The sequence below is a fragment of the Serratia sp. LS-1 genome (genome assembly GCF_003719595.1).
Lineage (GTDB): Bacteria > Pseudomonadota > Gammaproteobacteria > Enterobacterales > Enterobacteriaceae > Serratia > Serratia ureilytica.
The window spans coordinates 4,399,885-4,422,631 of the sequence record NZ_CP033504.1 but is presented as its reverse complement, the minus strand read 5'-3'; the positions used below and the strand labels follow the sequence as shown (position 1 = coordinate 4,422,631).

The following is a 22,747-nucleotide window of genomic DNA, read 5'->3' as shown; positions in this document are numbered from 1 at the left end:
TGGCGTTTTTTTGTGCGCTGGGCTGCGTTTTTTATCATCAACCTCAGCGCCTATTCCATGCCCAGTTCTTTGAGCTTGCGGGTCAGGGTATTGCGGCCCCAGCCCAGCAGGCGTGCGGCTTCCTGTTTGTGCCCCTGGGTGTGACGCAAGGCGGTGGTGAGCAGTGTGCGCTCCATCTCCGGCTGGGCTTCCGACAGCAGATTTTGATGACCGGAACGCAGCGCGCGATCGGCCCACTGCGCCAGCAGCGTGGCCCAGCTGTCCGGCAGGCTGTGGCTGGGGCTCTCCGGCGCGGCGGTTTCGAACAGTTCGCTCGGCAGATCCTGAATCAGCACCTCTTGTCCGGCGGCCATCACCGTCAGCCAGCGGCAGGTATTCTCCAGCTGGCGCACGTTCCCCGGCCAGGGCAGGCGGGTCAGCGCGGTTTCGGTTTCCGGATGCAGGTTCTTGGCCTCTACGCCCAGCTCCTTGGCGGCGATCTGCAGGAAGTGGCGCGCCAGCCGCGGGATGTCTTCCCGGCGCTCGCGCAGCGGCGGCAGGTGTACGCGGATCACGTTCAGGCGGTGGAACAGATCCTCGCGGAACTTGCCTTCCTGTACCCGTAATTCCAGGTTCTGGTGCGTGGCGGCGATGATGCGCACGTCGACCTTCACCGGCGCATAGCCGCCGACCCGGTAGAACTGGCCGTCCGCCAGCACCCGCAGCAGGCGCGTTTGCACGTCGAGCGGCATATCGCCGATCTCGTCGAGGAACAGCGTGCCGCCGTCGGCCTGTTCAAAGCGTCCCTGACGGATTTGGTTCGCGCCGGTGAAGGCGCCTTTCTCGTGGCCGAACAGCTCGGACTCGATCAGATCCTTGGGAATAGCGGCCATGTTCAGGGCGATGAACGGCGACTTGGCGCGCGGGCTGTGGCGGTGCAGCGCATGCGCCACCAGTTCCTTGCCGGTGCCGGATTCGCCGTTGATCAGCACGCTGATCGACGAACGTGACAGCCGGCCGATGATGCGAAACACGTCCTGCATCGCCGGCGCTTCGCCGATGATGTCCGCTGCCGGATCGCTGGCCGGCTGGCTGCGCACCGGCTGCTGCTGCTCTTGATAATGGCTGATGGCGCGCTCGACCAGCGCCACCGCTTCGTCGATGTCGAACGGTTTCGGCAGGTAGTCGAAGGCCCCTTGCTGATAGGCGCTGACGGCCGCGTCCAAATCCGAATGCGCGGTCATGATGATCACCGGCAGCATCGGGTGGCGCTGTTTGATCTGCTTGAGCAGCGCCAGACCATCGATGCCCGGCATACGGATATCGGACAGCAACACGTCGGGAGTTTGCGTGGCCAAGGCTTCCAGCACGTCATTGCCGCCTTCGAAGGTGGCGCAGCTCATGCCCGCGCCGGTGAGCGCGCGCTCAAGCACCCAGCGGATGGAGCTATCGTCATCGACGATCCAGACTATCCCTCGTTGCATAGCAAACCTCACTGACGAATGGGCAGGTAGACCGAGAATTCGGTATGACCTGGCCAACTGTTGAATTCAATTTTTCCGCAATGCTGATCGATCAGATTGCGGGCGATGGATAATCCCAGGCCGGTACCGCCTTCACGGCCGCTGACCATCGGGTAGAACAGCGTGTCCTGCAGCTGCGCCGGCACGCCGGGGCCGTCGTCTTCGACGTCGATACGCGCCGCCAGGCGGTAGCGGGTGCCGTGCAACGTAATCTGAAACGCGGTGCGGGTGCGCAGCGTGATGGTGCCGCCCGCCTCACCCAAGGCCTGCAGCGCATTGCGGGTGATGTTCAGCAGCACCTGTTCTATCTGATCCGGGTCGTGAGCCATTTCCGGCAGGCTCGGATCGTAGTCGCGCACCAGCGTGACGTTATCCGGCATTTCCAGCGACACCAGCTGGCAGACGCGCTCCGCGACCTGATGAATGCTCTGGGTGATGTGCTGGCCGGGCCGCTGCGGGCCGAGCAGGCGATCCACCAGATTGCGCAGCCGATCGGCCTGCTCGATGATCACCTTGGTGTATTCGGTCAGCGCCGGATCGGGCAGCGCCTTGGCCAGCAGCTGCGCCGCGCCGCGCAGGCCGCCCAGCGGATTTTTAATCTCGTGCGCCAAACCGCGCACCAGATCGCGGGCCGCCACCTGTTGGGCATGCTGCAGCTGTTCCTGGCTCAGGCGGCGCTGATTGTCCATCGGCGCCAGCTCGACCAGGATATAGCCTTCCGGCAGCGCCTGAGCGGTCAGGGAAAGGATATGCGCGCGGCCATCGACCACCAGGGTCACTTCGTTGTCGGTGAAGCCCTGACCGGCGCGCAGGCTTTCACGCATCAGAGAGACGTTCAGCGAAAAATAGCCGAGCAGATCGGGCAGCGGCGTGCCGAACAGCTTGCGGGAGCTTTGCGCCAGCAGCTGCTGTGCCGCAGGGTTGGCGTAGTGAACCGCCAGTGAGTCATCCAACAGCAGGATGCTGTTGATGAGTGAATTGAGGATCTGCCCAGCATCGGGCAGCTTGCCAGTTGCCATACAGCAGACTCCTGCACCTTTTTAGTGCATCTATCCTACTCCATCCGGGATCGGCGCGGTATGGAATAGTTTTGCAGAAAATACGGTGGAGAAAAAAACCCATCCGAAGATGGGCTGAAAGTTTCCACGGCAACAAAAAAGCGATAACAAAAATATAGGCGCCGTCCGCCTGAGCAGACGGCGCGGGTAGGGCTTAGACGCTGTAGTACAGTTCGAACTCAACCGGGTGTGGCGTCATGCGAACGCGGTCCATCTCTTCTTTGCGCAGTTCGATGTAGGCATCGATCGCATCGTCGGTGAACACGCCGCCGCGGGTCAGGAATTCGCGGTCTTCGTTCAGTGCGGCCATCGCCTCGTCCAGGGAGCCAGCCACTTTTGGGATCTCGGCTTCTTCTTCCGGCGGCAGGTCGTACAGGTTTTTGTCCATGGCGTCGCCAGGGTGGATCTTGTTGATGATGCCGTCCAGGCCGGCCATCAGCAGTGCGGCGAAGCACAGGTATGGGTTAGCCGCCGGATCCGGGAAGCGGGCTTCGATGCGGCGCGCTTTCGGGCTGGCGACCACCGGAATACGGATGGATGCGGAGCGGTTACGGGCGGAGTAAGCCAGCATCACCGGCGCTTCGTAGCCCGGCACCAGACGTTTGTACGAGTTGGTGGTCGGGTTTGCCAACGCGTTGATCGCCTTGGCGTGCTTGATGATGCCGCCGATGTAGAACAGCGCGGTTTCAGACAGGCCGCCGTATTTGTCGCCGGCGAACAGGTTGGTGCCGTTCTTGGACAGCGACATGTGGCAGTGCATGCCGGAACCGTTGTCGCCGAACATGGGTTTCGGCATGAAGGTCGCGGTTTTACCGAAGGCGTGCGCCACGTTGTGCACCACGTACTTGTAGATCTGAATTTCGTCGGCTTTCTTGGTCATGGTGTTGAAGCGGGTCGCCACTTCGTTCTGACCGGCGGTCGCCACTTCGTGGTGGTGCGCTTCAACCACCAGGCCCATCTCTTCCATGGTCAGACACATGGTGGAACGCAGATCCTGCGAAGAGTCGACCGGTGGAACCGGGAAATAACCGCCTTTCACCGCCGGACGGTGGCCTTTGTTGCCGCCGTCGTATTGAGTGCCGGAGTTCCAGGCGCCTTCGATGTCGTCGATGGCCACGTGGGAACCGCGGATGCTGCTGCCGAAGCGGATGTCGTCGAACAGGAAGAACTCAGGCTCTGGCCCGAACAGCACGGTGTCCGCGATGCCGGAGGAGCGCAGGAAGTCTTCGGCGCGTTTGGAGATGGAGCGCGGGTCGCGATCGTAGCCTTGCATGGTGCCCGGCTCGAGAATGTCGCAGCGAATGATCAGCGTAGGTTCTTCGAAGAACGGATCCAGAACCGCCGTGCTGGCATCCGGCATCAGTACCATGTCAGATTCGTTGATGCCCTTCCAACCACCGATAGAGGAGCCGTCAAACATTTTGCCTTCTTCGAAGAAGTCGGCGTTTACCTGATGAGCCGGGATAGTCACGTGCTGTTCCTTACCCTTGGTGTCAGTGAAACGCAGGTCTACGAATTTCACTTCATGCTCATTCAGCATCGTCAAAACGTGTTCAGCGGACATACTTAACTCTCCCGGTTTATCATTGTCGTCGTCGTGGAACGAATCTGTGGAACTGGCTTTTTTTCGCCTTGAAAAGACTAAAGCGAAAAGCGTGCCAACTTTTTAAAAAGGCTTTCATCGCCTTTCTGCGCGGGTTTTACCCAGACACAGTATGCACCATCAGCGATAATTTGCACCGCTATGGTGCAATAAGGGTGGGGGTGGGCACTGAAATGGTGCAAAAGTGCAACGATTGCGGCTTTTTGCACCGTGAAAGGGATCACAAACTGACCGGTACGCGGTTGTTTATAAGAGATGGTTGTGATCTTGTTTAGTCCCTCGCTTAATACGTGTACAATAGCGCGCTATTTCTAATGCCCGAGGCAAAGCTGTGATCGAAAATTTGCGTAACATCGCCATTATTGCCCACGTTGACCATGGTAAAACCACCCTGGTTGACAAGCTGCTGCAACAATCCGGTACTTTCGGAGAGCGTGCGGAAGCCACCGAACGCGTAATGGACTCCAACGATTTGGAGAAAGAGCGTGGGATTACCATCCTCGCAAAAAACACCGCCATTAATTGGAATGGTTACCGCATCAACATCGTGGATACCCCAGGACACGCCGACTTCGGCGGTGAGGTAGAGCGCGTGATGTCGATGGTTGACTCGGTGCTGCTGGTTGTGGATGCAATGGATGGCCCTATGCCGCAAACCCGCTTCGTGACCAAAAAGGCGTTCGCCAACGGTCTGAAGCCGATCGTGGTAATCAACAAGGTTGACCGCCCTGGCGCACGCCCTGACTGGGTTGTGGATCAGGTGTTCGATCTGTTCGTAAATCTCGACGCGACCGACGAGCAGCTCGACTTCCCGATCATCTACGCTTCTGCGCTGAACGGCATCGCCGGCGTCGACCACACCGACATGGCGGAAGACATGACCCCGCTGTATCAGGCGATCGTCGACCACGTGTCTGCGCCGCAGGTTGAGCTGGAAGCGCCATTCCAGATGCAGATCTCCCAGTTGGACTACAACAACTACCTGGGCGTTATCGGCATCGGCCGCATCAAGCGCGGTAAAGTGAAGCCGAACCAGCAGGTCACCATCATCGACAGCGAAGGTAAAACTCGCAACGGTAAAGTGGGTAAAGTGCTGGGTCACCTGGGGCTGGAGCGTATCGACAGCACCCTGGCGGAAGCGGGCGACATCATCGCCATCACCGGCCTGGGCGAGCTGAACATCTCCGACACCATCTGCGACACCAACGCCGTAGAAGCGCTGCCGGCGCTGTCCGTCGACGAACCGACCGTAACCATGTTCTTCAACGTCAACACCTCGCCGTTCTGCGGTAAAGAAGGTAAGTACGTGACGTCGCGTCAGATCCTTGACCGTCTGAACAAAGAGCTGGTGCACAACGTGGCGCTGCGCGTTGAAGAAACCGATGATGCTGACGCCTTCCGCGTATCCGGTCGTGGCGAGCTGCACCTGTCGGTGCTGATCGAAAACATGCGCCGTGAAGGTTTCGAGCTGGCGGTTTCCCGTCCGAAAGTTATCTTCCGCGAAATCGATGGCCGCAAGCAGGAGCCATTCGAGAACGTGACGCTGGATATCGAAGAGCAGCATCAGGGTTCCGTGATGCAGGCGATGGGTGAGCGTAAAGCCGACCTGAAAAACATGGATCCGGACGGTAAGGGCCGCGTGCGTCTCGACTACGTGATCCCAAGCCGCGGTCTGATCGGCTTCCGTAACGAATTCATGACCATGACTTCGGGTACCGGTCTGCTGTACTCCACCTTCAGCCACTACGACGACGTGCGTCCGGGCGAAGTGGGCCAGCGTCAGAACGGCGTGCTGATCTCCAACGGCCAGGGCAAAGCGGTCGCGTTCGCGCTGTTCGGCCTGCAGGATCGCGGCAAGCTGTTCCTGGGCCACGGTGCGGAAGTGTATGAAGGCCAGATCATCGGTATTCACTCACGTTCCAACGACCTGACCGTAAACTGCCTGACCGGTAAGAAGCTGACCAACATGCGTGCTTCCGGTACCGACGAAGCGACTACCCTGGTTCCGGCGATCAAAATGACCCTGGAGCAAGCTCTGGAGTTCATCGATGACGACGAACTGGTAGAAGTGACGCCAACCTCGATCCGTATCCGTAAGCGTCACCTGACGGAAAACGATCGTAAGCGTGCCAGCCGCGGTCCAAAAGACGCTTAATCGCTGATTGAGTGTCTCATGCTTAGGGCGCGGTTCTCGCGCCCTGAGTTTTTTCCTCTGTTGTTCCCCGTTTGTGCGGCGCGCTATGCGCTTTTCCGTTCGCTCCCTGTTCAGCTGTTCCTTTTCCCGCTACAGTGAAATCTCACCGGCCCATCAGGAGAGGACTATGCTGTATATCTTTGATTTAGGTAATGTGATCGTCGATATCGATTTCAAGCGTGTGCTGGGCGTGTGGAGCAATTTGAGCGGCACGCCGTTGGCGGTGCTGTCCGATCGTTTCACCATGGGTGAGGTGTTCCAGCAGCATGAACGCGGTGAAATCAGCGACGAAGACTTCGCCGGCAAGCTGTGCGATGAAATGGGCATCGCGCTCAGCTTTGAGCAGTTCGCCACCGGTTGGCAGGCGGTATTCGTCGCGCTGCGCCCGGAAGTGATCGACATCATGCAGCGTCTGCGCAACGAAGGCCACCGGGTGGTGGTGCTGTCGAACACCAACCGCCTGCATTGCAACTATTGGCCGCAGCACTACCCTGAAGTGGCCGCCGCCGCCGATCATCTCTATTTGTCGCAAGATCTCGGCATGCGCAAACCTGAAGCTGACATCTACCGGCATGTGTTGGCTGCGGAAAACACCTCCGCCGCCGACGCGGTGTTCTTTGACGATCACCCGGCGAACGTCCTCGCCGCGCAGGCGCTGGGGATCAAGACGGTGCACGTCACCGATCGCGACGTGGTGCCGGCCTATTTTGCTCAATGAGCGCAGGGCGCGTTAAGCTTAAGGCGTATCAACGGACATCAAGGAGTGACCATGTCGTTTTTCCGCCGCAAGAAGCTGCCTTCTGCGATTAAGCCAAGCGTCACCTTCGGACGGCTGCTGTACCAACGCATCGATCACGATGGCCTGACGATGTTGGCGGGCCATCTCGCCTACGTTTCCCTGCTGTCGCTGGTGCCGCTGGTCACCGTGGTGTTCGCCCTGTTCGCCGCTTTCCCGATGTTTTCCGACATCAGCGAACAGCTGAAGAGCTTTATATTTTCCAATTTCGTGCCGGCCGCCGGCAACGTGATCCAGAACTACCTGGAACAGTTCGTCGCCAATTCCAACAAGATGACCGCCGTCGGCACCTGCGGGCTGATCGTTACCGCGTTGCTGTTGATCTCCTCGGTGGACAGCGTGCTGAACACCATCTGGCGCAGCAAGAACAAACGGCCGATCGTCTTCTCCTTCGCCGTGTACTGGATGGTGCTGACGCTGGGGCCGCTGCTGGTGGGCGCCAGCATGGCCATCAGTTCCTACCTGCTGTCGCTCAACTGGCTGGCGCAGACCGGCGTCAACGGCCTGGTGGATCAGGTGCTGCGCATCTTTCCGCTAATTTTGTCGTGCATCTCCTTCTGGCTGCTGTATTGCATCGTGCCGACGGTGCGCGTGCCGCCCAAAGACGCGCTGATTGGCGCGGTGGTGGCCGGATTGCTGTTCGAGCTGGGTAAGAAGGGATTCGCGCTGTACGTCACCATGTTCCCCTCCTATCAGCTGATTTACGGCGTGCTGGCGGTGATCCCGATTTTATTCCTGTGGGTCTACTGGAGCTGGTGTATCGTGTTACTCGGCGCGGAAATCACCGTGACCATCGGCGAATACCGCGACTACCGCCGGCAGAAGGCGGAGCAACAGGAACAAAAACCAGAAGGGCAGCAGGAATGATTGCGTTGATTCAACGGGTGTTAAACGCCAGCGTCACGGTGGGTGGCGAGACAGTAGGCAAGATTGGCCCCGGTTTGTTAGTGTTATTGGGCGTGGAGCAGGGCGATAACGAGCAAAAAGCGCAACGCCTGTGCGAACGCGTATTGGGATACCGCATTTTCGGCGACGAGAACGACAAGATGAATCTCAACGTCCAGCAGGCCGGGGGCAGCGTGCTGGTCGTTTCGCAGTTCACCCTGGCGGCGGACACCCAGAAGGGCATGCGGCCCAGCTTCTCGCGTGGCGCCGCGCCTTTGGTCGCCGATCGGTTGTATCAATATTTTGTTGGCCAGTGCCGCGAACGCGGCGTAGAGACCCAGACCGGCGAGTTCGCCGCCGACATGCAGGTGGCGCTGGTCAACGATGGTCCGGTGACATTCTGGCTACAGGTCTAAGCATTCGGAGAACAGGCGTCTATGTATCACCTACGAGTACCCGTAACAGAGCAAGAACTGAAGGAGTATTACCAGTTTCGCTGGGAAATGCTGCGCAAGCCGCTGCACCAGCCGGTGGGTTCGGAAAAGGATGCCTATGACGCCATGGCCCATCACCAAATGGTGGTGGACGAGGGCGGTAAAATCGTCGCCATCGGGCGGCTGTACATCAATGCCGACAACGAGGCGGCGATCCGTTTTCTGGCGGTAGATCCGACGCTGCAGGATAAAGGGCTGGGGACGCTGGTGGCGATGACGCTGGAGTCCGTCGCGCGGCAGGAAGGCGTGAAGCGGGTGGTGTGCAGCGCCCGTGAAGACGCGGTGGATTTCTTCGCCAAACTGGGCTTCGTCAATCAGGGCGAGATCACCGCGCCGCAGACCACCCCGATCCGTCACTTTTTGATGATCAAACCGGTGGCGACGCTGGACGATATCCTGCATCGCCCCGATTGGTGCGGCCAATTGCAGCAGGCCTGGTATGAACACATCCCGCTGAGCGAAAAGATGGGCGTGCGCATCAGCCAATACACCGGCCAGCGCTTCGTCACCACCATGCCGGAGATCGGCAACCAGAATCCGCACCATACGCTGTTTGCCGGCAGCCTGTTCTCACTGGCGACGCTGACCGCCTGGGGGCTGATTTGGCTGCTGCTGCGCGAGCGCCATCTGGGCGGCACCATCATTCTGGCGGACGCGCACATTCGCTACAGCAAACCGATTACCGGCAGGCCGCGGGCGGTGGCGGATCTCGGCTCGCTGAGCGGCGATTTGGCGCGTCTGGCGCGTGGCCGCCGCGCGCGCGTACACGCCGAAGTGCATCTGTTCGGTGACGAGGACAAGGGCGCAGTGTTCGAAGGCACCTATATGGTGTTGCCGGCCGAGCCGGATGTGCCGTTGGATCAGGGCGGCTCTGAAGCGCTGGAGGAGTAAGGCGGCGGCCTGCCCTGAGGGCGGGCCGCGCAGTGCACTACGGCAGTTGTTGGTTCACCGCTTGGCCGTCGCCGGCGGTGGCCTGCAGATTGCCTTTCAATGAGGCCTTGAACGGCCCATCGCTGTTCAGTAGCCCTTTCAACTGCAGCTCGAGGTTGCCGTCTCCCGTCAGCGGCACCGGCTGCCATCCCCATTGCTGCAAGGTGTTGATCGGTACCGAACGGCCGTGCAGCGTCAACTGGAACGGCTTGCCCGGCAGCTGATCGACGGTCGCTTTGGCCTCAAGCAACCCATTGGGCATAAAGGCGCTGAGCTCGGTGACGGCGATCTGGTTGGCGTCGGCGTTCAGCGCCAGCGAAGGGCGTCGCACGTCGATTTTGTTGAAGGTGGCCTCGCTGCCGTTCAGGTTCAGCGAACCGGACCAAATGCCCCACTGGTGGTCGCGCGCCAGCAGCAGGTTGCTGCCGTAACCGTCCAGCGCGGTGATCTGGAACGGGAATGCCGGGTTGATATCGATAATCAGATTGCGGTTGGTGGTCAGCTTGGTGACGTACACCTCCGCCAGCCAGTCCGGCAGCGGTTTCAGCCACAGCTCGCGCCAGTCGATAGGCAGGGTGTACTCCAGCGCCGCCATGGCCACTTCATCCAGCTGCAGGCGTTTGCCGGCGCGCAGCCAGTTGCCGGAGGTGCGTAGCAGCCCGCCTTCCCAGCGGGTGGTGAACTGCTGAATGGCGATGCCGGCGGAGGAGAGCCGCAGGGTGGCGATCGGATCGATCAGGTGGAAACCGCCGTTGACCACGTCGCCGGCGTTGAAGTTGAGCGAGCCGTCTTCACTGCGCCAGTCGCCTTTTTCGACGCTGACGTTTTGCAGCGACAGGTCGAGATCGTTAACCGCCCACGCCTTGCCTTCCAGGCGCGCATCGATCAGATCGAAACGCTTGAGGGTGACCGGCGGCAGAGCGGTGAAGCGCCGCATGAATTCCGCCAACGTCATCGGGGTCTGCATGCGCACGCCGCTCAGCCGCAGGCGATCCACCTGCCAGCTGCCGTCGGTGGCGCGGCTGGCCACGCCGGTCAGGTCGCCCTGCGCCAGATCGGCGCCGAAGTTGTTCAACAGCAACTGGCCCTGTTTTTGCTCCCCCTGCACCAACACCTTCGAGGCGGGGATGCCGTTCAGCGTCATCGAACCGGCGCTGAACTGGAACTGGTTGTTGTCCCCCAGCAGATGGCCGGCCAGCGGGCGCCACGGCGTGATGCCGGCATTGACCTGCTGCGCGTTGAGCTGCCACTCGCTATCGTTGGACTGCAGCGCCATGTTGCTCAGTTGCAGCACGTCGGCCTGTACGGGCAGCGCAGCAGCCTGTGGCTGCACGTTCAGCGTGCCGTCGCGCAGCGTGACGCTGTAAAAATAGCGCGGTTCGGTGATTTGGCGCAGGCTGAGGCCGAGATCGACGCGTTTGGCGACCAGCGCCTGTGGTTGGCCGCTGCGCGCCAGCTGCACGTCTTCCAAACCGATCTGGCCCGGCTGATTCCACGAGTGGGTGATTTTTCCTATCGACAGGCGGTATTCGCTGTTGTCGCTGATCCAGGCGCTCAGACGGCCTGCCGCCCAGCGGGTTTGCCCCACCAGATACAGCACCACCGCCGCCAGCACGATCAGCAGCAGCAACGTCAGCAACAGCTTTCCGATAAATTTCATCGTCTACATCCGCATCGGTCAAAAAAGATACCCTGTTTATGCCGCAATTGGCCGGGCATCTCAAGGGCAATGGTCTGATAGACAATAAAAAACGGCCGCAAGCGGCCGTTTGAACGCCAATGGGCGGGTTACTTTTTCTCGTGTTCCTGCGGGAACACCAGGTTCAGCACGATGGCGGTAATGCCGCCGGCGGCGATACCGGAAGAGAGCAGGGTTTTCAGCCAGTCCGGCGCGAACTGCAGGATCAGCGGCTGCTGGGAGACGCCCATGCCGACGGCCAGCGACAGCGCCATGATCATGATGGCGCGCCGGTTCAGGCGTTCGCGCGACACGATGCGTACGCCGGAGGCGGCGATGGTGCCGAACATCACGATGGTCGCGCCGCCCAGTACCGGCTCGGGGATGTGCTGCACGAAGCCGGCCACCGCCGGGAACAGCCCCAGCGCGATCAGCATCAGCGCCACCACGAAGCCGACGTAGCGGCTGGCGACGCCGGTCAGCTGGATCACGCCGTTGTTCTGGCCGAAGCAGGAGTTGGGGAAGGTGTTGAACACCGCCGACAGCATCGAGTTCAGGCCGTTGGCCAGCACGCCGCCCTTCAGGCGCTTCATATACAGCGGCCCGCTGACCGGCTGTTCGGAGACGTCGGAGGTGGCGGTGATGTCGCCGATGGTTTCCAGCGACGTGACCATAAAGATCAGCATCAGCGGCAGCAGCAGGTTCCAGTCGAAGCCCAGGCCGTAATAGAGCGGCGTGGGGATAGTGATCGCCGCCGTGGGGGCCGCCGGTGCGTCGGCGGGCAGCATATCCATCGCCCAGGCCAGCAGGTAGCCGACCGCCATGGCGATCACCAACGAGGCGACGCGCAGGTAAGGGTTGCGCTGGCGGTTCAGCAGGATGATGACCGCCAGCACCGCGCCGGCCAGCAGCAGGTTTTTCGGCGAGCCGAAGCTGTGGTCGTTCATCGCGGCATAGCCGCCGCCGATCGAGGTCAGGCCGACCTGAATCAGCGACAGGCCGATGATCATCACCACGATGCCGGAAACCAGCGGGGTGATGATGCGGCGCGCCAGATGCAGCACGCGCGACAGCAAAATTTCGGTGCAGGAGGCGACCATCAGGGTGCCGAACAGCGCGGCCATCATGGTCGGCACGTCGGCGCCGCCGTTTTTCAGCGCCAGGCCGCCCATGATCAATGGCGAAACGAAGTTGAAGCTGGTGCCCTGAATCGACAGCAGCCCGGAGCCCACCGGCCCCCAGGTTTTGATTTGCAGAATGGAAGCCAGACCGGAAGCGAACAGCGACATGCTGATGATGTGTTGGGTATCCTGCGCCGGCAGACCCAGCGCCTGGCAGATCAGCAGCGCCGGAGTGATCACCGCAACGAACATCGCCAACAGGTGCTGGCCGGCGGCAAACAGCGTTTGCGGCAGCGGCGGGCGGTCTTCGAGGCGATAAATCAGTTCGCTGGCGCGGGGTTCAGAGGCGGTTTGGCGTGCGGCATCAAGCTCGGAGGATGACATGCTCATGGTGTGGCGTTTCCAGATACGGCAAAGCAGGCATTTTAATGCGCCGCCCCGCAAAAGCAAACGGTTGCGCCTAAATATTATGTTGCCGACTTTCCCGTTTATGTCGCATTTTCATTCATTTTTTCTTGTCATCTCAGCGTTTTTTACTTCTAATCCTGCACTCATCAAGTTTAAAAACTACGTGGTTTTCTATAACTTATTATTTTTATTTGGATCTTTTCCCTTACATGGAGTACCTGGATGTTTCATCTTGATACTTATGGCACGTTAGTCGCGGCGACGCTGGTTTTGCTCCTTGGGGGCAAGTGCGTCAGAAGCATTCCTCTGCTGCGAAAATATACTATTCCCGCTCCCGTCGCCGGCGGTTTGCTGGTGGCCCTCCTGCTGTTAGTCCTGAAAAAATTCGCCAACTGGGAAATCAGCTTTGACATGTCGTTGAAGGATCCGCTGATGCTGGCCTTCTTCGCCACTATCGGCCTGAACGCCAACCTGGCGCGGTTGCGCGCCGGCGGCAAAGCGCTGATGGTATTCCTGTTCGTGGTGTTGGGGCTGCTGCTGGTGCAGAACGCCATCGGCATCGGCATGGCGAAAATGCTGGGGCTGGATCCGTTGATGGGCCTGATCGCCGGTTCGATCACCCTGTCGGGCGGCCACGGCACCGGGGCGGCCTGGAGCAAGCTGTTCATCGAGCGCTACGGCTTTGAAAACGCGACGGAAGTCGCCATGGCCTGCGCCACCTTCGGCCTGGTGCTGGGCGGCCTGATCGGCGGCCCGGTGGCGCGCTATCTGGTTAAACACTCCTCTACGCCGGAAGGCACGCCGGAAGACAGCGTGCAGCCGAGCGGCTTCGAGAAGCCGGAAAGCGGCCGCCTGATCACCTCGCTGGTGATGATTGAAACCATCGCCATGATCGCCATTTGTTTGAGCCTGGGGCAACTGATTGCCGGTCTGCTGAGCGGTACGGTGTTTGAACTGCCTAACTTCGTTTGCGTGCTGTTCGTCGGGGTGATCCTCAGCAACACGCTGGCCTTCACCGGTTTCTATACCGTGTTCGAGCGGGCGGTATCGGTGCTGGGCAACGTCAGCCTGTCACTGTTCCTGGCGATGGCGTTGATGAGCCTGCGCCTGTGGGAGCTGGCTTCGCTGGCGCTGCCGATGCTGGCGATCCTGGCCGTACAGACGCTGGTGATGGCGCTGTACGCGATCTTCGTCACCTACCGGGTGATGGGCAAGAACTACGATGCGGCGGTGCTGGCCGCCGGCCACTGCGGCTTCGGCATGGGCGCCACGCCGACGGCGATCGCCAACATGCAAGCAATCACCGATCGCTTCGGCCCGTCGCACCTGGCATTTCTGGTGGTGCCGATGGTGGGGGCGTTCTTTATCGATATCGCCAACGCCATCGTCATCAAGCTGTATCTGCTGTTGCCGGTGTTCCCGGCGGTGGGGTGATATCGCGAGTCATCATGAGAAGGGCGCCTGCGGCGCCCTTTTTTATGCGTTAGAGTAGCGCGCCTTCTCCGGCAGCCAGCGTTCGATCAGCGCCTGGGCGTGTTCCGGGTAGTGCTGATGGAGATGGCGAGCGACGCGTTGCACTTCGGGGATCATCGCCTGGTCGCGCAACAGGTCCGCCACCTTGAATTCGGCGCTGCCGGTCTGGCGGGTGCCCAGCAGCTCGCCCGGGCCGCGGATCTCCAGATCGCGCTGCGCGATGACAAAGCCGTCGTTGCTGTCGCGCAGCACCTGCAGGCGCGTTTGCGCGGTTTTGCTCAGCGGCGTTTTGTACAGCAGCACGCAGTGTGAAGCCACCGCGCCGCGCCCTACGCGGCCGCGCAGCTGGTGCAGCTGCGCCAGGCCCAGCCGTTCCGGGTTTTCGATGATCATCAGGCTGGCGTTCGGCACGTCGACGCCGACCTCAATCACCGTGGTGGCGACCAACAGCTGCAGCTCGCCCTGTTTAAACGCCTGCATCACCGCCTGCTTTTCCTGCGCTTTCATGCGGCCGTGCACCAGCGCCACCTTCAGCTCCGGCAGCGCGGCTTTCAACTCTTCCCAGGTGGCTTCCGCCGCCTGCGCTTCCAGCAGCTCGGACTCTTCGATCAGCGTACACACCCAGTAAGCCTGTCGTCCTTCTTCCAGGCAGGCGTTTTTCACCCGTTGAATGATGTCGGCGCGGCGGGTATCGGGAATGGCGACGGTGGTCACCGGCGTACGGCCCGGCGGCAGCTCGTCGATGACCGAGGTATCGAGATCGGCGTAGGCGGTCATTGCCAGCGTGCGCGGGATCGGCGTGGCGGTCATGATCAGCTGATGGGCGTGGAAACCTTGCTCTTCGCCTTTCTCCCACAGCGCCAGCCGCTGATGCACCCCGAAGCGGTGCTGCTCATCAATGATCACCAGCGCCAGGCCGTTGAACTGAACCTGCTCCTGGAAGATGGCGTGGGTGCCGACCACCATCGACACCTGGCCGCTGGCGATGGCTTCCTGCTGCGCGATGCGCGCCTTGCCTTTCTGTTTGCCCGCCAGCCAGCCGACCTCCAGCCCCAGCGGCTCGAACCACTGGCGGAAGTTGTTGGCATGCTGTTCGGCCAGCAGCTCGGTCGGCGCCATCAGCGCCACCTGCTTGCCGTGCGCGATGGCGCGCAGCGCCGCCAGCGCCGCCACCAGCGTTTTGCCGGAGCCGACGTCGCCCTGCACCAGCCGCATCATCGGGAAGTCTTTTTGCATATCGGCTTCGATGTCGGCCACCACGCGCGTTTGCGCGCCGGTTGGCGAGAACGGCAACTGGGCGAGAAAACGGTTTTTCAGCCGATCGTCCGGCAGCAGCGGCTGCGCCTGATAACTCTGCGCGCCGGCACGCACCGCCAGCATGCTGAGGTTATGCGCCAGCAGCTCTTCGAGGATCAGACGCTTTTGCGCCGGGTGTTTGCCCAGCTCCAGATCCGCCAGCTGGATGTCCGGCGGCGGGCGATGCAGGGTGTGCAGCGCCTGCGGCAGGCTCATCAGGCCGCCGCTCAGCTCCGGCGGCAGCAGTTCGGCGATGGCGCAGGTATCCAGCAGCTCCAGCGCCTGGTCGGTCAGCTTGCGCAGCGTGGCCTGCCGCACCCCCTCGGTGGTGGGGTAGACCGGCGTCAGCGACTCCTGCAGCTCAACCTCGCTGGTTTCGCCCTGAATACGGTACTCCGGATGGATGATCTCCGCGCCGTGGTTGCCGCGTTTGATCTCGCCGTAGGCGGTCACGCGGCGGCCGGTGGCCAGGCTGTTCTTCATTGCGGCGTTGAAGTTGAAGAACCGCATGGTGAGGATGCCGGTGCCGTCGCTGATCTGGCAGGTCAGCATGCGGCGGCGGCCGAAGCTGATGTCGCTGCGCAGCACTTCCCCTTCTACCGTGGCGTAGATGCCTGGCAGCAGATCGTTGATCGGGTAGAGGCGGGTGCGGTCTTCGTAGCGCAGCGGCAGGTGCAGCAGCAGATCCTGAATGGTGTCGAGGCCAAGCTTGGCCAGTTTGCCCGCCTGGCTGGCGCCAACCCCGGAAAGCGTGGTGAGTGGGACAGCATCCAGCAGGCGGCCTTTCATTTGCGCACCGTCGCCTGCATGGCCGCCCACCATTCGGCGCTGGCGACCACCTGGCCCTGTTCGTCGATCTGCGGACGCGGCAGCCCCTTGCGCTTGGCCACGTTGGCCAGCACCGGATAGCCGCCTTCGAACAGCAGACGCTGCTGCTCTTCTTCGTCCAGCATGCTGTTGTCGCGGCGATACAGGCCGGCGTTTTGCCGCTGGCGCTGCGCCTCATACAGGATCAGCGCCGAAGCCACGGAGACGTTGAGCGATTGCACCATGCCGATCATCGGAATGACGATGTCCTGATCGGCGAGCGCCAGCGCTTCTTCGGTGATGCCGGTTTTTTCCTGGCCGAGCAGCACGCAGGTTGGCCGAGTGTAGTCCACCTCGCGGAAATCGACCGCGCGCGCAGACAGGTTGGTGGCCAGAATTTGCATGCCCTGCGCTTTCAGGTGGCCGACCGCGTCGCCGATGGTGCGATGGGTCTTGACGCTGACCCAGCTGTTGCTGCCGGCGGCGGAGGAAACCAGGGTGCGCATGCGGGTGGTGGGCCACACGGCGTGGACCTGATGCACGCCGACGGCGTCGGCGGTGCGGATAATGGCGGAGACGTTATGCGGTTTGTGCACTTGCTCCAGGCAGACCGTCAAATCCGGCTGCCGGGTCGCGAGCATTTCACAAATCCGCGCATAGCGTTCAGGACTCATAAGCGCTAGTTTCGGTTGCGGTTAACTTTGATCACATCCGGCATGATACGGATTTTACGCATAATGTTTGCCAAATGGATGCGATCGCGGGTGGTCAAGCGGATAAAGGCGCTATAAACCCGACCGTCTTTCTCTTCGGTGTTCAGGCTCTGAATATTGGATTCGGCCGCGTTGATTGCCGCCGTCAGGTTGGCCAGCGCGCCCTGGTGGTTAAACATATCCACCTTGATCTCGGCGATGAACTCCTGCTCGGTCTCTTTATCCCACTCGACCGCCATGAACTTCTCAGGCTCTTTCTGATAGCCGCGAATATTGCGGCAGGATTCATGGTGGATCACCAGCCCTTTGCCCGGGCTGACGTGAGCGATAATCGGGTCGCCCGGAATCGGACGGCAGCACTTGGCGAAGGTGATCAACACGCCGTCGGCGCCCTTGATGGCCAGGTTGCGCACGCCGGAGGTGGTGCCCAGGCTGGACTGATCGCCCTGCAGGTTCTTCGCCACCACCACGCTCATGGCGTTGCCGAGGCCGATTTCCGCCAGCAGATCGTCCAGCGTCGCCAGCTTCATGCGGTCCAGCTCGTGCTGAATGTTTTCCTGCGGGATTTCGGCCAGCTTGCGGCTGCCGCCCAACGCATGGTTGAGCAGACGGCGGCCGAGGCCGACGGAGTCGTCGCGCTTGAGGTTCTTCAACATCTGGCGAATCTTGGCGCGCGCTTTCGAGCTGACCACGAAGTTCAGCCAGGCGGCGTTGGGCCGTGCGCCCGGCGCGGTGATGATCTCGACGGTCTGGCCGCTGGTCAGCGACTGCGACAGCGGGTATGGCTGACGATCGACGCGTGCGCCGACGCAGGCATGGCCGATATCGGTATGCACCGCATAGGCAAAGTCGACCGGCGTGGCGCCGGCGGGCAGCTCGACGATGCGGCCTTCCGGGGTGAAAACGTAAATCTCATCCGGGAACAGATCGGATTTAACGCTCTCGATAAATTCAAACGAACTGCCGGCGCTTTGCTGCAGCTCCAGCAGGCTTTGCATCCAGCGTTGGGCGCGGATCTGCGCCGTGGTGCCGGTTTCGCCCTGTTCTCTTTCCTTGTAAGCCCAGTGCGCGGCCACCCCCATCTCAGCCATCTGATCCATGTCTTCGGTGCGGATCTGCACTTCGACCGGCACGCCGTGCGGGCCGATCAGCGAGGTATGGAGCGATTGATAGCCGTTGGCCTTGGGAATGGCGATGTAATCTTTCACCCGCCCCGGGCGCGGTTTATACAGGCTGTGCACCTGGCCGAGCACGCGGTAGCAGGTATCGACCTCTTTCACGATCACCCGGAACGCGTAGATATCCATGATGGAATGGAAACGCTGTTCTTTCAGGTGCATCTTGAGGTAGATGGAGTAGAGGTGTTTTTCCCTTCCGCTGACGCGGCAGGCGATGCCGGCCTCGGTCAGCCGCCCTTCGATCTCGGAGAGGATTTTTTGAATCATCTCTTTGCGGTTGCCGCGCGCGGCTTTCACCACTTCCTTGATCACGCGATAACGGTTTGGGTACAGCGCCTCGAAGCCCAGCTCTTCCAGCTCGGTTTTCAGGTGATGAATACCCAGACGGTGGGCGAGGGGGCTGTAGATTTCCAGGGTTTCACGCGCGATGCGCCGGCGTTTGTCGGGGCGCAGCGAACCGAGGGTGCGCATGTTGTGCGTACGGTCGGCCAGCTTGATCAGCACGACGCGGATATCCTGCACCATCGCCATGATCATCTTGCGGAAGTTTTCCGCCTGCGCTTCTTTCTTGTCCTGGAACTTCAGCTTGTCGAGCTTGGAGACGCCCTCAACCAGTTCGGCGACGCTCTTGCCGAACAGCTGTTCCATATCTTGATAGGTGGCTGGGGTGTCTTCGATGACGTCGTGCAGCAACGCCGCCATCAGCGTCTCGTGATCGAGACGCATTTCCGCCAGGATGCAGGCCACGGCGACCGGGTGAGTAATGTAGGGCTCACCGCTGGAGCGTGTCTGGCCCTCGTGCGCGTCGCGCGCGACGAGGTATGCCTGTTTGAGGCGCTTAATCTGCTCCTCGGGCAGGTAACGTTGAATCAGCAGATTCAGGCTTTCAAACAGGTACAAGGCGGACTCGCAGTCTAATTAACGACGACCTTCAGCAATCGCGGTAACCGCTTGAATCTCTGCGGCTTCCTGCTCTTGCTGTTCCTGGCGCTCACGCACGTCGAGGATCTGGCTGGTGATCAGGCCTTCTTCGATTTCGCGCAGGGCGATAACGGTGTACTTGTCGTTCTCTTCCGGAACCAGTGCATCTTTGCCGCCGGTCTGGATCTGACGCGCCCGACGAGCAGCGACCAACACCAGGTCAAAACGGTTACCAATTTTCTCTACAGCGTCTTGAACAGTTACGCGTGCCATATTTGTGCTACTCCACAGGTGACGAAAAGACTGGGCATGATACTGAAACTGCCTTCAGTCTGCCAATAGTTTGCTGATTAAAGCGTCATGCCGCAGCAACTGGCGGCCCAAACGCAGGCGTTCGGCGCGAATGATGGTCTTCAGATCGGACAGCGCCAGATCGAAATCATCGTTCACGATCAGGTAATCGTACTCCGCGTAATGCGTCATTTCCGCCACGGCCTGAGCCATGCGTTTGGCGATCACCTCTTCGGAATCCTGCCCGCGCCCACGCAGGCGGCGGCCCAGTTCTTCCTTCGACGGCGGCAGAATGAAGATGCTGCGCGCCTGCGGCATTTTGGCGCGGATTTGCTGCGCGCCCTGCCAGTCGATATCCAGAAACACATCCACGCCGGTCGACAAGACTTGTTCGATGGCGGCGCGCGAGGTGCCGTAATAGTTGCCGAACACTTCGGCGTGCTCAAGAAACGCGTCCTGCTCGATCATCCGGCGGAATTCGTCTTTCGAGACGAAGAAATAGTGCTCGCCGTGATTTTCACCCGGGCGACTGTCGCGCGTGGTGTGCGAAACCGAAACCTGCGTGTCGTACAGCGGTTGCGTCTTTAACAAAGCCTGAATCAGACTTGATTTACCTGCGCCACTGGGAGCAGAGACAATATAAAGCGTGCCTTGAGCCATGATGATGTTCGTTGATAACGGTTGATATGCCAAAAACAGCGGATGTGTATTTTCTCCGCACAGTATACACGGCTAACGCGCCGGGTGCAGCGTTAGCTCGCATTTTGCCCGCGGCTTTGCGTGGAAAAAGCGCCGAAAGGGCGAATATGCGCGCTGAAGGGCGACATTTTTGCAGTTTTGGCCTCGGCGGCGGCGCGTTGCCGCCCCGAGATCAGTGATCCGGATGCTGGTAGTTGAACACCGGCAGGCCGAGGCGGAAGCGCAGGGCGATAAGACGCGCGCTCAGGCCGGCGACCAAGGTGAGGATCACCACCAGATTGTGCGGCAGGCTAAGGTGCTGCAGGCCGATATACAGCCAGGCGGCGCTGAAGGAGATGCCGGCGTAGATCTCCTTCTGGAAAACCAGCGGGATGCGGTTGCAGAACATATCGCGCAGCACCCCGCCAAAGACGCCGGTGATCACCGCGGCGATGGCGGCGATAATGGCGCTGTGCCCCATATCCAGGGCCACCTGCGCGCCGATGATGGAGAAGACGATTAGGCCGACGGCGTCGAGCACCAGGAACAGGCGGCGCAGATGGCGCATCAGAGGAGCCACCCAGGTGGTGACGATCGCCGCTATCGCGACGATGACGATGTATTCCGGGTGTTTGACCCAGCCCAACGGAAAATGCCCGAGCAACATATCGCGCACCGACCCGCCGCCGATTGCGGTGACAGAGGCGATGATGATCACGCCGAACATGTCCATTTGGCGGCGGCCGGCCGCCAGCGCGCCGGTCATGGCTTCGGCGGTAATGCCGATGATATAAAGGATGCTCAGTAACATAAGGGGTTCACAGCGTAATTGCGTCAGAATGATGGCCGGCAGGGTAATCGCCGCCGAGGACGCGCGCCACTGAGTTTTTTTCACCGATGGCGTTTCGGATTAATATAGCTAATCCAAACTCCATTTTTATTGCCGATAACCAGCCTTTTTTAACATCTGGCTGTTAATGAAAGCATTAGAAATTTCGCGCTAATTTCCATCGCTGACTATGATTTTTGCAGCGAATCCTTCAACCGAAAAATCGAGATTGCAGATGAAAAACTCCCCGAGACTGGCCGCCGGCGCCATGGTGGCCGCCCTGCTGCTGAGCGGCTGCGTGGCGCCAGGCCACCAGGCTGTTTCCCCCACCCCGGCTTGTCGCACCGGCGATCCGCTGGTGCAGACAACGCTCTACTTCGGCCTGAACCGGCCGGCGGGGCCGGCGATCACCGCCGCCGAGTGGCAAACCTTCGTCGATAGCCAGGTGACGCCGCGTTTTAAAGACGGGCTGACGGTGTTTGATGCCAAAGGGCAGTGGCTGGGTCACGACGGCAAGCTGGCGCGCGAGAACAGCAAGGCGCTGCTGTTGATCCATGCGCCGGGCAAAGAGAGCGAGGCGAATATCGAGGCGCTGCGCAGCGGCTATAAGCAGCAGTTTGCGCAGGATTCGGTAATGCGGGTGGATGCGCCGGTGTGCGTGGCGTTTTAAAGCGAACTCCCGGCCCTGCGGCCGGGAGTGGGGATTACAGCACCAGGCCGGCGATGGCCGCCGACAACAGGCTCACCAGCGTCGAGCCGTAAACCAGCTTCAGGCCAAAACGGGAAACCACGTTGCCTTGCTGCTCGTTCAGTCCTTTGATGGCGCCGGCGACGATGCCGATGGAGGCGAAGTTGGCGAACGACACCAGGAACACCGACAAAATGCCCAGCCCGCGCGGCGACAGCTCCGCCGCGATCTTCTTCAGTTCAATCATCGCCACGAATTCGTTGGCCACCAGTTTGGTCGCCATGATGCTGCCCGCCTTCAGGGCCTCCTCCGCAGGGATGCCGATCAGCCAGGCCAGCGGATAGAACACGTAGCCGAGGATTTGCTGGAAGCTGATGCCGAGCACCGCCGAGAACAGCGCATTGATGGCGGAGATCAGCGCGATAAAGCCGATCAGCATCGCCGCGATGATCATCGCAATTTTGAAGCCGGCCAGAATGTACTCGCCCAACATTTCGAAGAAGCTCTGATCTTCGTGCAGCTTGTTCAGCTTCAGCTCCGGCTCGTCTTCGACCTGATACGGGTTGATGATCGACAGGATGATGAAGGTGCTGAACATATTAAGGATCAACGCCGCCACCACGTACTGCGCGTCGATCATCGACATGTAGGCGCCGACGATGGAGAGCGATACCGTCGACATGGCGGTCGCGGCCATGGTGTACATGCGGCGCGGCGAGATGTCGCCGATGATGCCCTTGTAGGCGATGAAGTTCTCCGACTGCCCCAGCACCAGCGTGCTGACGGCGTTGAACGATTCCAGCTTGCCCATGCCGTTGACCTTGGACAGCAGGGTGCCCACCAGACGGATGATCAGCGGCAGGATGCGGAAATGCTGCAAAATGCCGATCAGGGCGGAAATAAAGATGATAGGGCACAAAACGCCGAGGAAGATAAACGCCAGGCCATCTTTGCTCATGCCGCCGAACACGAACTCCGACCCTTGTGCGGCGTAGGCGAGCAGGGTGTCGAAGAAGCCGGCGACGTGTTTGATCACGCTGAGCCCGCTGGCGGAGTGCAGGAAGAAATAGGCCAGCGCGCCTTCGATCACCAACAGCTGGATGATATAGCGCAGGCGGATTTTCTTGCGATTATTGCTGACCAGCAGCGCCAGGGCGATGATCACCACCAGGGCCATAATAAATTGCAGAATTTGTGGCATAAA

General features: G+C 60.6%; 19 protein-coding genes. 7 read left to right on the top strand and 12 right to left on the bottom strand.

All coding sequences use genetic code 11. The features are described from left to right. Positions 1-50 precede the first annotated feature (50 nt). The 3 genes from glnG to glnA all read right to left on the bottom strand — a co-directional run bounded on the left by glnG (position 51) and on the right by glnA (position 4,124). Positions 51-1,463 carry a nitrogen regulation protein NR(I) gene (gene glnG, locus EDY99_RS21100; RefSeq protein WP_033652266.1) on the bottom strand — a complete coding sequence of 471 codons (1,413 nt, stop codon included), beginning with the start codon at positions 1,461-1,463 and terminating at the stop codon, positions 51-53. A gap of 8 nt (positions 1,464-1,471) precedes the next feature. Further along, on the bottom strand, positions 1,472-2,521 hold the full coding sequence (gene glnL / locus EDY99_RS21095) for a nitrogen regulation protein NR(II) (protein ID WP_004931246.1): 1,050 nt from the start codon (positions 2,519-2,521) through the stop codon (positions 1,472-1,474). A gap of 193 nt (positions 2,522-2,714) precedes the next feature. Further along, positions 2,715-4,124, bottom strand: coding sequence for a glutamate--ammonia ligase (gene glnA, locus EDY99_RS21090; RefSeq protein ID WP_033645173.1), 1,410 nt, complete (start codon positions 4,122-4,124; stop codon positions 2,715-2,717). 370 nt (positions 4,125-4,494) lie between these two features. On the opposite strand from glnA, the gene typA reads away from it, so the two are divergent. From typA to fabY, 5 genes are all read left to right on the top strand, one after another. Further along, on the top strand, positions 4,495-6,318 hold the full coding sequence (gene typA / locus EDY99_RS21080) for a ribosome-dependent GTPase TypA (protein WP_004931243.1): 1,824 nt from the start codon (positions 4,495-4,497) through the stop codon (positions 6,316-6,318). Positions 6,319-6,484: 166 nt separating this feature from the next. Next, the gene (yihX, locus tag EDY99_RS21075; protein ID WP_123062048.1) at positions 6,485-7,075 is read left to right on the top strand and encodes a glucose-1-phosphatase; all 591 of its coding nucleotides are present in this window, start codon (positions 6,485-6,487) and stop codon (positions 7,073-7,075) included. Between the two features lie 51 nt (positions 7,076-7,126). Further along, positions 7,127-8,020: a virulence factor BrkB family protein gene (locus EDY99_RS21070; protein WP_025304713.1), complete on the top strand. Its 894-nt coding sequence runs from the start codon at positions 7,127-7,129 to the stop codon at positions 8,018-8,020. Then, positions 8,017-8,454 carry a D-aminoacyl-tRNA deacylase gene (dtd, locus tag EDY99_RS21065; RefSeq protein WP_016929644.1) on the top strand — a complete coding sequence of 146 codons (438 nt, stop codon included), beginning with the start codon at positions 8,017-8,019 and terminating at the stop codon, positions 8,452-8,454. Before EDY99_RS21070 ends, dtd begins: the two co-directional genes overlap by 4 nt. 21 nt (positions 8,455-8,475) lie before the next feature. Beyond that, positions 8,476-9,423: a fatty acid biosynthesis protein FabY gene (fabY, locus tag EDY99_RS21060; RefSeq protein ID WP_101452714.1), complete on the top strand. Its 948-nt coding sequence runs from the start codon at positions 8,476-8,478 to the stop codon at positions 9,421-9,423. Positions 9,424-9,460: 37 nt separating this feature from the next. Here the strand turns inward: fabY and EDY99_RS21055 are convergent, their stop codons facing one another. Together EDY99_RS21055 and EDY99_RS21050 are read right to left on the bottom strand one after the other, a co-directional pair. Beyond that, positions 9,461-11,122 (bottom strand): AsmA family protein, encoded by a 1,662-nt coding sequence (locus tag EDY99_RS21055; protein ID WP_089195314.1) that lies wholly within the window; start codon positions 11,120-11,122, stop codon positions 9,461-9,463. Between the two features lie 128 nt (positions 11,123-11,250). Continuing rightward, positions 11,251-12,651, bottom strand: coding sequence for an NCS2 family protein (locus tag EDY99_RS21050; protein WP_033645176.1), 1,401 nt, complete (start codon positions 12,649-12,651; stop codon positions 11,251-11,253). 240 nt (positions 12,652-12,891) lie between these two features. Between EDY99_RS21050 and gltS the strand changes: the two genes are divergently transcribed. Further along, a complete protein-coding gene (gene gltS, locus EDY99_RS21045) occupies positions 12,892-14,103 on the top strand; it encodes a sodium/glutamate symporter (protein ID WP_033645177.1) in 1,212 nt (403 codons plus the stop codon). Between the two features lie 42 nt (positions 14,104-14,145). On the opposite strand, the gene recG is transcribed toward gltS, so the two are convergent. From recG to EDY99_RS21015, 6 genes are all read right to left on the bottom strand, one after another. Further along, positions 14,146-16,227 (bottom strand): ATP-dependent DNA helicase RecG, encoded by a 2,082-nt coding sequence (gene recG, locus EDY99_RS21040; RefSeq protein ID WP_033645178.1) that lies wholly within the window; start codon positions 16,225-16,227, stop codon positions 14,146-14,148. Continuing rightward, positions 16,224-16,919 carry a tRNA (guanosine(18)-2'-O)-methyltransferase TrmH gene (gene trmH, locus EDY99_RS21035; protein ID WP_004931227.1) on the bottom strand — a complete coding sequence of 232 codons (696 nt, stop codon included), beginning with the start codon at positions 16,917-16,919 and terminating at the stop codon, positions 16,224-16,226. The genes recG and trmH overlap by 4 nt, the downstream gene beginning before the upstream one ends. A gap of 5 nt (positions 16,920-16,924) precedes the next feature. Then, positions 16,925-19,036 carry a bifunctional GTP diphosphokinase/guanosine-3',5'-bis pyrophosphate 3'-pyrophosphohydrolase gene (gene spoT, locus EDY99_RS21030; protein ID WP_015379445.1) on the bottom strand — a complete coding sequence of 704 codons (2,112 nt, stop codon included), beginning with the start codon at positions 19,034-19,036 and terminating at the stop codon, positions 16,925-16,927. Positions 19,037-19,054: 18 nt separating this feature from the next. Continuing rightward, positions 19,055-19,330, bottom strand: a complete 276-nt coding sequence (gene rpoZ, locus EDY99_RS21025) for a DNA-directed RNA polymerase subunit omega (RefSeq protein WP_004931221.1) — start codon at positions 19,328-19,330, stop codon at positions 19,055-19,057. A 54-nt stretch (positions 19,331-19,384) separates the two neighbouring features. Continuing rightward, a complete protein-coding gene (gene gmk / locus EDY99_RS21020; protein ID WP_033636481.1) occupies positions 19,385-20,008 on the bottom strand; it encodes a guanylate kinase in 624 nt (207 codons plus the stop codon). A gap of 211 nt (positions 20,009-20,219) precedes the next feature. Then, positions 20,220-20,837, bottom strand: coding sequence for a trimeric intracellular cation channel family protein (locus EDY99_RS21015; RefSeq protein ID WP_025304704.1), 618 nt, complete (start codon positions 20,835-20,837; stop codon positions 20,220-20,222). A gap of 253 nt (positions 20,838-21,090) precedes the next feature. Between EDY99_RS21015 and EDY99_RS21010 the strand changes: the two genes are divergently transcribed. Beyond that, a complete protein-coding gene (locus tag EDY99_RS21010) occupies positions 21,091-21,525 on the top strand; it encodes a DUF3574 domain-containing protein (RefSeq protein ID WP_047573283.1) in 435 nt (144 codons plus the stop codon). Between the two features lie 34 nt (positions 21,526-21,559). Here EDY99_RS21010 and EDY99_RS21005 read toward each other — a convergent pair whose 3' ends face one another. Continuing rightward, the gene (locus EDY99_RS21005) at positions 21,560-22,744 is read right to left on the bottom strand and encodes a NupC/NupG family nucleoside CNT transporter (protein ID WP_089195310.1); all 1,185 of its coding nucleotides are present in this window, start codon (positions 22,742-22,744) and stop codon (positions 21,560-21,562) included. Positions 22,745-22,747: the final 3 nt, after the last annotated feature.